This window comes from Roseibium algicola (assembly GCF_001999245.1).
In the GTDB taxonomy this organism is placed as follows: domain Bacteria; phylum Pseudomonadota; class Alphaproteobacteria; order Rhizobiales; family Stappiaceae; genus Roseibium; species Roseibium algicola.
In genome coordinates, this window is record NZ_CP019630.1 from 2,770,016 (window position 1) to 2,782,547 (window position 12,532).

Below are 12,532 nucleotides of genomic sequence, written 5' to 3' on the forward strand. Positions count from 1 at the left end.
GATCAGACCTCCTCGCCGGGGGCGGGCAGGCCGCGGGCGTGTGCTGCGCCGGTGACGAAGCCGGAAATCGTCTGGAACATCTCCGGCACGTCCAGCAGGAACGAGTCGTGACCCCGGTCGCTTTCGATCTCGACGAAGGAGACGTTGGCCGCCGCCGCATTGAGCGCCTTGACCACGCGCCGGCTTTCGGACGTGGGGAACAGCCAGTCGGATGTGAACGACATGACGCAGAAACGTGTTTTCGTTCCCTTGAAGGCGTTCGCCAGAGAGCCACCGAACTGATGGGCCAGGTCGAAATAGTCCATCGCCCGGGTGACATAGAGATAGGAATTGGCGTCGAACCGGTCGACAAAGGTCATGCCCTGGTGGCGCAGATAGCTCTCGATCTGGAAATCCGCGTCGAAACCGAAGGTGACATTGTCCCGGTCCTGCAGGTTGCGGCCGAATTTCTGGTGCAGGGATTCGTCGGACATATAGGTGACATGCGCCGCCATGCGGGCAACCGCCAGGCCCTTGGTCGGCCTCTGTCCTTCCTGAAGGTAACTGCCGGCACACCAGTTCGGGTCGGCCATGATTGCCTGCCGGCCGACTTCGTGGAAGGCGATATTCTGGGACGTGTGCCGCGCTGCCGCGGCAATCGGTACGGCCGAAAACACGCGCTCGGGATAGCTGGCCGCCCACTGCAGCACCTGCATGCCGCCCATGGAACCGCCGATGACCGCAAACAGCGTGTCGATGCCAAGATGATCGACAAGGCGCGCCTGTGCCCGGACCATGTCGCGAATGGTGATGACAGGCAGTGCAAGGCCGTAGGGCTGCCCTGTCTCCGGGTTGATGGAGGCCGGTCCTGTGGTGCCGAGGCAGCCGCCGAGGACGTTGGAACAGATAACGAAATAATGATTGGTGTCGACCGGCTTGCCGGGGCCGACCATCTGGCTCCACCAGCCGGGCTTGCCGGTCACGGGATTGGTGGAGGCCACATACTGGTCGCCCGTCAGGGCGTGACACACGATGACGGCGTTGGACTTGTCCGCGTTGAGCTCGCCATAGGTTTCATACGCAATCTGCCAGGGGCCAAGCTTTACGCCGGCATCGAGCTCCAGCGGTTCTTCTGCGGGAAAGCGCGCAAGTTTGCTCGAGGGCGAAACCGCTTCGCTTGCCTTCAGATCCTCCGGGGTGGCTGGACGTGATGTGTCTGCGGACATGGCTCTAAAGAATTATCTGTTGTCCCGGGCGGGAATATTTCAGGCCGGTTGAGCGGGCCACGGTCCGCCACCGGGAAACGGCAGGCACCCGGCAGAACGGCCAGACTGGCGACCTAGCCGTGCCGGAACGCCTGAGTCAATGTTTTCTTTTGCCTTTGGGCAATCACATGCCTATGACTATGCGCCGCTTAACCCAAACGAAGGCCGGAGCCACCTCATGTCTCACTTGCCGGACAGCGGGCTGTCGCTGGACGACCTCAGGACACGGGTCGACGAGATCGATGCACGCATCCACACCGCCCTGATGGAACGCGCCCAGGCCGAAGCCGGCATCCAGGCTGCCGGCCGCGCCGCAGGAGCTGCACCCGCCCTGTTTCAACCCGAACGTGACGCCGACCTGATGCGCCAGATGGTGGAGCGCCACCAGGGCGACCTGCCGCTGGCAACCGTCGAACACATCTGGCGGGATCTCATCTGTGCCTGCACCAGCCTGCAGGCAGACACCGCCGTCCATCTGGACGGCAGCGCCGATCTGATCGAGATGCTCGACCTGGCGCGTTTCTATTTCGGTTTTTCCGTGGAGCTGGTGCCGGGAAGCGATGCGGCCGACGTGGTCGGCGCCGTGACGGCGTCAGCCGGTGACCTGGGCCTTGTGGCGCTGATCGACCGGGCGGAGCTGCCCTGGTGGCGTGGCCTCAGCGAATCCGGCGCACTGGTGCGGGCGCGGCTGCCCTTCGTCATTCTGGACGAGCGTCCCGCCGACCTGCCGGCGCTGGTGCTAGCCAAGGCCGACAGCATGATCGACAACGCCGATATTGCGGTTTATGACGCCCGCTGGTCGGATCTTCTGCCGGGCAACCTGATGGACGAAGGCATTGAAGTGCTCAGTTTCTTCCGGTCCGCCGCCGGTGTCGACGCGCTGCTTGCGATTTCCGGCGAGCTGACGGAAGAGGATGTGCGCGCCGCCTGCCTCGCCGCAGGCGCCGCCCCGGAAGTTTTGAGACGTGTCGGCGGCTACGCCGCACCGATCGACGGCAATGGCGATCCGGACGACACATTTGCTGCCGAGGACGAGGAGCCTCAGGGATGAATGAGATGACGACAGTGACTGAAGCCGGCAAGGCAACCGCAAACCGTCCGCAGCCGCGGCCGGGCGTTCTGGATATTGCGCCTTATGTTCCCGGCAAGTCCAAGGGCAGCCACGGCAAGACCGTTCACAAGCTTTCGTCCAACGAAACGCCGCTCGGCACCAGCGAAGCTGCCCGCGCGGCCATTGAAGCCGTGGCGCGGAACCTGGAACTTTATCCGGACGGATCCTCTGCCGAACTGCGTGCGGCCATCGGCGAAGTCTACGGCCTCAATCCGGACCGCATCATCTGCGGCGCCGGGTCCGACGAGGTTCTCAGCCTGATCGCCTACGGTTATCTCGGCCAGGGCGACGAGGCGATCTATTCCGAACACGGCTTCCTGGTCTACGACATTGCCATCCGCGCCGCCGGGGCAACGCCGGTGATTGCGCCTGAAAAGGACCTGACGACGGATGTCGATGCGATCCTGGCAAGGGTCACCGACAAGACGCGCATGGTCTTCATTGCCAACCCGAACAATCCGACCGGCACCTATCTGCCGTTCGAGGAGGTCAAGCGGCTGCATGAGGGCCTGCCGGCCAACGTCCTGCTGGTTCTGGATGCAGCCTATGCGGAATATGTTCGCCGCAACGACTATGAAAGCGGTCTCGAGCTGGCAGCGACGTCCGACAACGTCATCATGACGCGGACCTTCTCCAAGATTTACGGCCTTGCCAATCTGCGCCTCGGCTGGGGCTTCGGTCCGGCCCATGTGATCGATGCGCTCAACCGCATCCGGGGTCCGTTCAACGTCAACGGCATGGCGATTGCCGCCGGTATGGCCGCTGTTCGTGACCGTGATTTCGTCACGCGCTCGATCGAGCACAATGACACCTGGCTGCCCTGGGTGACGGCGGAGCTGGAAAAGCTTGGCCTGAAGGTGACGCCGAGCGTCGGCAATTTCGTGCTGGTTCACTTCCCCGACGAGGACGGCAAGCGCGCGGCGGATGCCGATGCCTATCTGCTGGAGCGCGGCTGCGTGCTGCGCATGGTCGGCAATTACGGGCTGCCGAACTCGATCCGCATGACGATCGGCTCGGAAGACGCCAACCGGGCCATCATTGGCCACCTGAAGGACTTTCTGGAACAGAAATAAGAACACATGACTGTTGCCCCCATTTTCGAGCGCATGGCCCTGATCGGCATCGGCCTGATCGGTTCCTCGCTCGCACAGGTCGCCCGCGAACGCGGCCTGATCAAGGAAATCGCGATTTCCACCCGGTCTGCGGACACCCTGCAAAGGGCGGAGGAGCTGGGCCTGGGCGACAGTTATGCGCTCGACGCCGCCGTGGCGGTGGAGGGGGCCGACCTGGTGATCCTCTGCGCGCCAGTGGGTGCCAATGAGGCCATTGCCAAGTGGATTGCGCCTGCGCTGAAAAAAGGCGCGATCCTGACCGATGTCGGTTCCACCAAGGGCTCCGTCGTCGATCAGGTCAGCCCGCATGTGCCTGAAGGCGTGCATTTCATTCCGGGTCACCCGATTGCCGGGACCGAACAGTCCGGACCCGATGCCGGGTTTCCGACGCTGTTCGACCAGCGCTGGTGCATCCTGACACCGGGAGAGGACACGGATCCCGAGGCCCTCGAAAAACTCAGCGCCTTCTGGCGCGCCTGCGGTTCCGACGTCGACACGATGGACGCCAGACACCACGATCTGGTGCTGGCCATCGTTTCGCATCTGCCGCATCTGATCGCCTACAATATCGTCGGCACTGCGGACGATCTGGAGACGGTCACCAAGTCGGAAGTTATCAAGTATTCGGCGTCCGGTTTTCGCGATTTCACGCGTCTGGCTGCGTCCGATCCGACCATGTGGCGGGACGTCTGCCTGCACAACAAGGACGCGATCCTGGAAATGCTGGCGCGGTTTTCCGAAGATCTTTCGGCCCTTCAGCGGGCAATCCGCTGGGGCGATGGCCAGATGCTGTTCGACCTCTTCACCCGCACCCGGGGTATCCGCCGCTCGATCATCGAGGCCGGTCAGGAAACCGACGCCCCCGACTTCGGCCGTCATGCCAAGGACAAGGCCGGCGCACCGGCAGAGTGACCGCTTCCATCAGGAACCGGTCTTGCCAGGGAAATTCCCGGGGGTTGAGCCCCCATTGCATTGTAGCCCGTGAGGATCGCTCGACCCTCAAGGGCTTTTTTGTCTCATCAGTTGGTCCGGTTGACGATGAAACGGGCAAGGGCGCTCAGGATCGCTGCACGGCTGCCGTAGGGCGCGAGAAGCGTTTCGGCTTCCTCCACCAGCCGGCCAAGCTCGTTGCGCGTCCTGTCGGTGCCCCAGAGGCCTACAAGCGTCGCCTTGCCGGCCTCCGCATCCTTGCCGGTGGCCTTGCCCATTGTTTCCGCGCTAGCTTCCACGTCCAGAAGGTCGTCTGCGAGCTGGAAGGCAAGGCCGATCACTTCACCGAAGCGGGTCAGCCGGTCGACATCCGCTTCCGCTGCATCCGCCAGGATGGCGCCCGCCCGGCAGGCGTAGCGCAGCAGCGCGCCGGTCTTCATGGATTGAAGCTGGCGAATCTCCGCTTCGGAGCGCTCGCGGTGTTCGGACTCCAGGTCGAGCATCTGCCCGCCCGCCATGCCGCCGATGCCCGACGCGCGGGCCAGTTCACGCGATAGCCGCAGGCGCACGGCTGCATCCGCATGCACGGCCTCGCCCGTGATCACGTCAAAGGCGAGCGTCAGCAAGGCATCGCCGGCCAGGATGGCGGTCGCCTCGTCATAGACCTTGTGCACGGTTGGCTGGCCCCGGCGAAGATCGTCGTCGTCCATGGCTGGCAGGTCGTCATGGACCAGCGAATAACAATGGATCAGTTCCAGCGCGCAGGCAGCCTGCAGAACGCCGTCATCCGCCCGCCCGAACAGATTGGCAGCCTCCATCACCAGAACCGGCCGCAGTCGCTTGCCGCCGTTCAGCGCGCCGTGGCGTATGGCGGCAAGCAGCCTTGGGGGGCGCACGGTTTCATCCGGCAGCGCCTGGGTGGCCAGAAGCGTTTCCAGCGTGGCCTCCACAAACTTGGCCTGGAATGTCAGATGCTGGTTTGGGTCAAGGGTCACGATTGGCTCCGGGACGGATCGGCAACATTTTCAAAGTCCGGGTTTCCCTGAAACCAATTCTCTGTATCGTCAAGGCTCGAATTTCAAAAAAATGCGGGAGCTACCTGCCCGATCTTTTCAAACTGACCCATTTGGAGATTTTTCCATGAAACTGCTGTCGAGCCTTCTGCGATCCTTCATCAAGCGCGGGCGCATGCGTGTGATCGACGTCGCGGGTGCCGTGCACGAATTCGGGTCGGGCGAGGACGGTCCGACAGTGACCATCCGGCTGCATGACAAAAAGCTTTACCGATCCCTTTTTCTCAATCCGGAGCTGGCCGCTGGCGAAGCTTATATGGATGGGACCCTGACGATGGAGGAAGGGTCGACCTGCTACGACTTCATGTTCCTGTTTTCCATCAACAGGGCACCGCTTGGGGCCAATCCTGTGCAGGGCCTGCTGCGGAAGGGCTGGAAGCTCTTGCGGCGGCGCCAGCAGCAGAACAGCGTCGAACGGGCAAAGTCGCAGGCGCGGCATCACTATGACCTTTCAAACGACCTCTATCGGCTGTTCATGGATGAGGGCCTCAACTACAGCTGTGCCTATTACACCTCGCCTGACGACACGCTGGAACAAGCCCAGGCGGCCAAGCTGGCCCATCTGGTCGCCAAGCTGGACCTGAAGCCTGGGATGGAAGTGCTTGAAATCGGCGGAGGCTGGGGCTCACTCGCCATTCGCATGGCTCAGGCCGGTGCAAAGGTTACCTCGCTCAACGTCTCGCCAGAGCAAGTGAAGATCGCCGAAGAACGCGTGCGCGCTGCGGGTCTTGAGGACCAGGTGACATTCGTTCTGAAGGATTACCGGGAATTCGAAGGGCAATTCGACCGGATCATCTCGGTCGGCATGATGGAACATGTCGGCATCGGCCATCTCGACGAGTATTTCGGCCAGATCCGCAGATGCCTGACCGAAAAAGGCTATGCCGTCGTGCATTCCATCGGTCGCATGACGCCTCCGGGCACCACCGGGCCTTTTATTCGCAAGTATATTTTCCCCGGGGGTTACGTTCCGGCGCTGTCGGAAGTCTTTGCGTCTACCGAACGGCTTGGGCTATGGGTCTGCGATGCGGAAATCCTGCGGCTGCACTACTACTACACCATTCGCGACTGGCGCATTCGCTTTGAAGACAAGAGGGCGATTGCCGCTGATCTTTATGACGAAACTTTCTGTCGTATGTGGGAGTTTTATCTCTGTGCGGTCGAGCTGGGTTTCCTGCACGGATCCAACATGGTCTTCCAGCTCCTCCTGTCGAAGGAGAGGGATGCCGTGCCGATTGTCCGCGACTTCATCGTCGATAACGAACGGGAACTGAATGGTTAGGGTCAAACCTGCAACGGGTGGAAAGTCAGGCTCCGGGGGCGCGCCGGGGCGCCGCCGTGGCATGATCGGCCTTGTCCGCAAGCGCTTGTTGCAGCTGCTGCTGGTTCTTATCCTGCTTCCGCCTGTTCTTACCGTTATCTATTCCGTCGTGCCGCCCATAAGCACGCTGATGATCGGGCGGTATGTCCAGTTTCTGTGGGTGGACCGGCAGTGGGTGCCGCTTGAGCAGATTTCGCCAAACCTCGTCCGGTCGGTCATCACTTCGGAAGACAGCGGCTTTTGCGAAAACGACGGCGTCGAGTGGGACGCGCTTCAGGATCAGGTCGAAGCACTGAGCGAAGGCGAAAAGCCTCGCGGCGCAAGCACCATCACGATGCAGACCGCCAAGAACCTGTTCCTGTGGGGCGAGCGGTCCTACATCCGCAAGGGGCTGGAACTGCCGCTGGCCCTGATGCTGGATGCGATGCTGACGAAGAAGCGGATCCTGGAAATCTACCTCAATATTGCCGAGTGGGGTGAGGGTATCTTCGGCGCCGAAGCGGCCGCGCAGGCCTGGTTCGGCAAGAGCGCCAAGGACCTGACACGGACCGAAGCTGCCAGATTGGCGACAGCCTTGCCAAATCCACGTGGCCGGAACCCCGCCAAACCAGGTTCCGGACACCGGAAACTGGCCGGCACGAACCTGGCCCGTGTGAAGGGCGCGGGGCCGATTTTCGGCTGTGTTCTGGGGAAATAGACGAAGGTGGATAGCGCTTCGCCACCGCCTGTTCTATCCAGACCAAGAATTTTTTCTCTATGGGGTGGCAAAACGTTGGCGTTGCCTGTATAACGCCGCGCATTCCAACACGCTGCGTGACGCCACGCCCCGGGCTAACCCGGTCCGGGCCGCGCGGTTATGGACCACGGAGAAAAACAAAATGGCCGTTCCAAAGAGAAAAACCTCGCGCTCCAAGCGCGGTTTTCGCCGTTCCGCGGACGCCCTCAAGCAGCCGACTTACGTCGAGGACAAGGATTCGGGCGAACTGCGCCGTCCGCATCACGTTGACCTGAAGACCGGCATGTACCGGGGCCGTCAGATCCTTTCCGCAAAAGACGACGCATAACACCCGTATTCTTCGTGAATGCAGGTAGCGTCCGGACCGGATCGCCGCATGGCAAATCAAGATTGAGGCTGGCCTTGTTTCGACGGGCCGGCCTTTTTCTTTTCAGCGCCTTGAATTGGCTATCAAGATCGTGTCAGCTCGCTCCGATTTCCGCCCGCTTCGGGTGTCCTTGAATTCGGGAGCCGTTCATGCGCCTTTTTTCAGCCGTTCCTTTCACGCTTTTCTCGCTGCTGATCTATAACGCCCTTGCTTTCACGGTGGGCGCGGGAGAGCCCGGCTTCTGGGCGCAGCCGATGATCACCATACAGATGGTTTCCGGCGCAACCTTCGAGCTTCTGGCGAGCGATCTGCTCATCACGGTCGGGCTGTTCTTCCTGTTCATCGAAATTCTGAAGGCGACCCGCATCGGCACGACGGCCCTGCTGGACCACATGTTCTCGGTGCTGGTGTTCGTCGCCTACCTGGTGGAGTTCCTTGTGCTGCAGCCCGCGGCGACGTCGCTGTTCTTCATCCTCATGGCGATCTCGCTGATCGACGTGATCGCCGGGTTCTCGATTTCCATCACCGGCGCACGGCGGGACGTTTCCTTCGGCCACGGGGACGTGCACTAAGACTGCTTGCCTGCCGACCGCCGCTATTCCGGACAAGGGTGACGCGGCCAAGCGCAGAGCCGGCACGCGGAATTCCTTTGCGTTTTAGCGCTGTCCACATTTGAAGAGAATGGGTTCACGTTGCTCACGCCGATATCCGGTTTCCGGATCGGCGTGCAGCGCTTCGCTGCACTTGTCCGAATTGACGGCGCAGGGCAGGATCGAAGGGATCAGGCGTCCTTGCCGTCTTCGACGATCGCGTGTTTCTGGATCAGAGGCAGCTGGGTCAGGGTGAAGACAAGGGTGATCGGCATGATGCCGAAGACCTTGAAGCTGACCCAGAAATCGGTCGAGAAGCTGCGCCAGACGATTTCGTTGATCGCGGCAAGCACGAAGAAGAACACGCCCCAGCGGAATGTCAGCTTGCGCCAGCCTTCGTCCGTCAGCCGGAAGGCGCTGTCGAAGACGTAGCCGAGCAGCGCCTTGCCGAACAGCAATCCGCCCAGCAGAACTGTGCCGAACAGGCAGTTCACGATGGTCGGCTTCAGCTTGATGAACAGTTCGTCGTGCAGCCACAGCGTCAGGGCGCCGAAAACCAGAACCACCGCGCCGGACACCAGCGGCATGATCGGCAGGCGCTTCGTCAGCCACAGTGACACGACCAGCGAGATGCTGATGGCCACCATGAAGGCGGCGGTTGCCAGGAAGATAGGCTTGCCGACCTGTTGCAGCACCGGAAAGGCCGCCGCGATCTGTTCGCCGCGGGCATTGAACAGGAAGAACACGCCGAGCGGTCCCAATTCCAGCGCCAGCTTCAGGAGCGGGGAAAGTTCCTTGCGGGTGGGGTCGTTCGGGGCGTGTTCGAATTCCATGTTTTTCCGTTATCCTGTTCAGGAAGTCTGCTTCCGGACATAGGTGATGGAGGGTGCCAGGGTCAAGGACCCCGGTCCGATTCGGAAAATAGAGCCGGAAATTTTCAGGGCCAGTAGAGAGGCGCCGGGAAGCGTGAAGATGAAACGTTGGATGCTGTGCCTCGCGGCCACCTTACTGTTTACGGTCTCTGCCTTCGCGGCGATGCCTGTTCGTTGGGACCAGCTCAAGGATCCGGAGGCCGCAGCCTATGAGGACCCCTTTGCCGCGCTCAGCGGCACAGAGCTGCGGTCGCTGGGCACGGTGCTGCGGCTTCGCCAGCAGTTGGACGAGACGGCTGAGACTGACGCGGATCGTTCAACGCTGAAACGTCGTCTTCAGCAGGAAGAAGCCCGGCTCGCAGCGGCCGGCGTGCCGACGGACAAATTGCTGTCGCAACGCTTCGAGGTTGCGAAGAAACGGGCTGCTGCGTCGCTTGCCGGCAACAAGGCTCTGGCCGGGAGGGACATCGAGATTACCGGGTATGTGATCCCCGTGCAGGAACCCGGCAGCGATGAGGTAATCGCCGGCTATCTGGTTCCCGAACAGGGCATGTGCAGCCACATGCCGGCGCCCGATCCCAACCAGATGATCCGGTACCGGCTGTCGACAGGCTGGAGGGCGGAGTATGTCTATGAACCGGTCCGGCTGACCGGGCGACTGTCCTTGAAAACAACCCGACAGGAAATCACGCTTCTGGACGGTCAGGTCGACATGATCGCGGCGTTCGAGATGGAAGTCACAGGCGCCCAAAGCCTGGGTGAGGAGACCACCCCGGACCCGATGAGCCGAATCTGGAAGTTCTTCAAGGGGCCCGTTCCGGAAAACTCCTGGAAGCACCCATAAAAAAGGCGCCACAACGGGCGCCTTTTCCTGTGATTGAGCCTTTGGGCTCAGCCGTTGGCGATGTACTGGCCGCCGTTGATGGTCATCACCGCTCCGGTCATGAAGGCGGCGGCGTCGGACGCCAGGTAGACCACCGTCTGGGCGATTTCTTCCGGATGGCCGAGGCGGCCGACCGGGATGCCCGAGATGATCGACTGCAGCACTTTTTCCGGCATGGCGGCGACCATGTCGGTGTTGATGTAGCCCGGGCAGACGCAGTTGACGGTGATGCCCTTGAAGGCGTTTTCCTGCGCCAGTGCCTTGGTGAAGCCAATCACGCCGGCCTTGGCCGCGGAATAGTTCGCCTGGCCCATCTGGCCCTTCTGGCCATTGATGGAAGAGATGTTGATGATGCGGCCCGAAGACCGTTCCCGCATACCGTTGATCACCGGCTTGGTCATGGTGAACATGGAATCGAGGTTCGTCGACAGGACTTCGCGCCACTGTTCGAAGCTCATCTTGTGGAACATGCCGTCGCGGGTGATGCCCGCATTGTTGACCAGCACTTCCACCGGACCCAGTTCGCCTTCCACCTGGGCAATGCCTGCCGCGCAGGCGTCAGGATCGGAAACGTCCCACTTGAAAACGTGGATACCGGTCTCGGCCTTGAAGGCTTCGGCCTTTTCGGTGTTGCCGGCATATGTGGCCGCCACGGTGTAGCCTGCGTCTTTCAGACCCCGCGAAATTGCTTCGCCGATACCGCGCGTACCACCCGTGACCAATGCGACCTTGCTCATTCCCCTTCCTCCTGACTTCCAGTTCCGGGCCCTTTGGGCTCTCTGACATCAATTCAGTCTTGTTTGCTGTTCCCGATCATGGCCGGAGGCCCGGCCATGATCCTTCTTTCCCTTTGCGGCTTAGCGCTCCAGGCACATGGCGACACCCATGCCGCCGCCGATGCACAGTGTTGCAAGGCCTTTCTTGGCGTCGCGGCGGTTCATTTCGTGCAGCAGGGTGGTCAGGATGCGAGCCCCGGACGCACCGATCGGGTGGCCGATGGCAATCGCGCCGCCGTTGACGTTGACGATGTCCGGGTTCCAGCCCATGTCCTTGTTGACCGCGCAAGCCTGAGCGGCGAAGGCTTCGTTGGCTTCCACGAGATCAAGGTCGGCAGCGGACCAGCCGGCTTTTTCAAGCGCCTTGCGCGATGCCGGGATCGGGCCGGAGCCCATGATTGCCGGATCGACACCCGCAGTTGCCCAGGAGGCGATGCGAGCGAGCGGCTTCAGGCCGCGCTTTTCGGCTTCGGCGGCGCTCATCACCAGAATGGCGGCTGCACCGTCGTTGATGCCAGAGGCGTTGGCGGCGGTCACGGAACCGTCCTTGGTGAAGGCCGGACGCAGCTTGGCGACGCTTTCCAGCGTGGCGCCGTGACGGATATATTCGTCATCGGCAACGACGCGCTCGCCCTTGCGTTCCTGCAGGGTTACCGCGGTGATCTCGTCCTTGAACCTGCCGGCCTTCTGGGCAGCTTCTGCCTTGTTCTGGGAAGCAACTGCGAACTCGTCCTGCTGGTCGCGGTTGATCTGCCACTTTTCGGCGACGTTCTCGGCGGTCTGGCCCATGTGGTAGCCGTTGAAGGCATCCCAAAGGCCGTCCTTGATCATGGTGTCGATCATCTTGTAGTCGCCCATCTTGTAGCCGGCGCGCATGTGGGCGCAGTGCGGCGACAGCGACATGTTTTCCTGGCCGCCTGCCATCATGATGGTGGCGTCGCCTGAAATGATCTGCTGCGCTGCAATGGCAACGGTGCGAAGACCGGAACCGCAGACCTGGTTGAGCGTCCATGCCGTCGCACTATCGGCAATGCCTGCCTTGATGGCAGCCTGACGCGCCGGGTTCTGGCCCTGACCGGCCGTCAGAACCTGACCAAACACGACTTCGTCGATGTCGCCGCCTTCGACGCCGGCCTGTTCCATGGCCGCCTTCATGACAATGGCACCGAGGTCATGCGCCGGGGTGTTGGCAAAGGCGCCATTGAACGACCCCACGGGCGTGCGGGTCGCACTGACAATGACGATATCGGTGAAAGCGCTCATCATACTCTCCAGACTTGAGGCCAATTGACCGTAGTGGACTGGTGCCGCAGGGGCACCTGTCGATGCTTATTATGCATGGACTAGAAACTGCGCTGAGATTTGTGTCAACCGTAACACTCCGTATCGAAGGCCTGTTTTCGCATTTGCGGTATAATCCTTTCGTCAGCGCACATAAAAAGGCTGGCACGATCCGATACGATTGGCTTAGTCTCTTACACGGAGGAGATGACAGGCCTGCGAAAGCCTTGTCGTCA

The 12,532-nt window shown here is 61.6% G+C and carries 13 protein-coding genes; 8 read left to right on the top strand and 5 right to left on the bottom strand.

Translation table 11 applies throughout. The annotated features are described in order from the left end of the window. Nucleotides 1–2: 2 nt before the first annotated feature. Nucleotides 3–1,205 carry a homoserine O-acetyltransferase MetX gene (metX, locus tag B0E33_RS12915; RefSeq protein WP_075282223.1) on the bottom strand — a complete coding sequence of 401 codons (1,203 nt, stop codon included), beginning with the start codon at nt 1,203–1,205 and terminating at the stop codon, nt 3–5. 217 nt (nt 1,206–1,422) lie between these two features. Here metX and B0E33_RS12920 point away from each other — a divergent pair, with 217 nt between their 5' ends. From B0E33_RS12920 to B0E33_RS12930, 3 genes are read left to right on the top strand one after another with little or no spacing between them, the layout of a single operon-like run. Beyond that, nucleotides 1,423–2,295, top strand: a complete 873-nt coding sequence (locus B0E33_RS12920) for a chorismate mutase (RefSeq protein ID WP_055660523.1) — start codon at nt 1,423–1,425, stop codon at nt 2,293–2,295. Beyond that, nucleotides 2,292–3,428 (top strand): histidinol-phosphate transaminase, encoded by a 1,137-nt coding sequence (hisC, locus tag B0E33_RS12925; RefSeq protein ID WP_077291421.1) that lies wholly within the window; start codon nt 2,292–2,294, stop codon nt 3,426–3,428. The genes B0E33_RS12920 and hisC overlap by 4 nt, the downstream gene beginning before the upstream one ends. Nucleotides 3,429–3,434: 6 nt before the next feature. Further along, entirely contained in the window at nt 3,435–4,379 is a 945-nt protein-coding gene (locus B0E33_RS12930) for a prephenate/arogenate dehydrogenase family protein (protein ID WP_206051435.1), read from the top strand. 107 nt (nt 4,380–4,486) lie between these two features. Here the strand turns inward: B0E33_RS12930 and B0E33_RS12935 are convergent, their stop codons facing one another. After that, nucleotides 4,487–5,392: a polyprenyl synthetase family protein gene (locus B0E33_RS12935; protein WP_077291422.1), complete on the bottom strand. Its 906-nt coding sequence runs from the start codon at nt 5,390–5,392 to the stop codon at nt 4,487–4,489. A gap of 145 nt (nt 5,393–5,537) precedes the next feature. On the opposite strand from B0E33_RS12935, the gene B0E33_RS12940 reads away from it, so the two are divergent. From B0E33_RS12940 to B0E33_RS12955, 4 genes are all read left to right on the top strand, one after another. Next, nucleotides 5,538–6,752: an SAM-dependent methyltransferase gene (locus B0E33_RS12940; protein WP_077291423.1), complete on the top strand. Its 1,215-nt coding sequence runs from the start codon at nt 5,538–5,540 to the stop codon at nt 6,750–6,752. Then, entirely contained in the window at nt 6,745–7,488 is a 744-nt protein-coding gene (gene mtgA / locus B0E33_RS12945) for a monofunctional biosynthetic peptidoglycan transglycosylase (protein ID WP_062486202.1), read from the top strand. The genes B0E33_RS12940 and mtgA overlap by 8 nt, the downstream gene beginning before the upstream one ends. A gap of 181 nt (nt 7,489–7,669) precedes the next feature. Then, nucleotides 7,670–7,855 carry a 50S ribosomal protein L32 gene (gene rpmF / locus B0E33_RS12950; RefSeq protein WP_006936667.1) on the top strand — a complete coding sequence of 62 codons (186 nt, stop codon included), beginning with the start codon at nt 7,670–7,672 and terminating at the stop codon, nt 7,853–7,855. A 188-nt stretch (nt 7,856–8,043) separates the two neighbouring features. Beyond that, nucleotides 8,044–8,466: a hypothetical protein gene (locus tag B0E33_RS12955; protein ID WP_023002594.1), complete on the top strand. Its 423-nt coding sequence runs from the start codon at nt 8,044–8,046 to the stop codon at nt 8,464–8,466. Between the two features lie 209 nt (nt 8,467–8,675). On the opposite strand, the gene B0E33_RS12960 is transcribed toward B0E33_RS12955, so the two are convergent. Then, on the bottom strand, nt 8,676–9,317 hold the full coding sequence (locus tag B0E33_RS12960) for a septation protein A (RefSeq protein ID WP_023002595.1): 642 nt from the start codon (nt 9,315–9,317) through the stop codon (nt 8,676–8,678). A gap of 139 nt (nt 9,318–9,456) precedes the next feature. Between B0E33_RS12960 and B0E33_RS12965 the strand changes: the two genes are divergently transcribed. After that, nucleotides 9,457–10,200, top strand: a complete 744-nt coding sequence (locus tag B0E33_RS12965; protein WP_167579537.1) for a DUF3299 domain-containing protein — start codon at nt 9,457–9,459, stop codon at nt 10,198–10,200. A gap of 47 nt (nt 10,201–10,247) precedes the next feature. Here B0E33_RS12965 and phbB read toward each other — a convergent pair whose 3' ends face one another. Beyond that, the gene (gene phbB / locus B0E33_RS12970) at nt 10,248–10,976 is read right to left on the bottom strand and encodes an acetoacetyl-CoA reductase (RefSeq protein ID WP_077291425.1); all 729 of its coding nucleotides are present in this window, start codon (nt 10,974–10,976) and stop codon (nt 10,248–10,250) included. Nucleotides 10,977–11,096: 120 nt separating this feature from the next. Then, nucleotides 11,097–12,278 (bottom strand): acetyl-CoA C-acetyltransferase, encoded by a 1,182-nt coding sequence (locus B0E33_RS12975; protein WP_077291426.1) that lies wholly within the window; start codon nt 12,276–12,278, stop codon nt 11,097–11,099. Between the last annotated feature and the right edge of the window lie 254 nt (nt 12,279–12,532).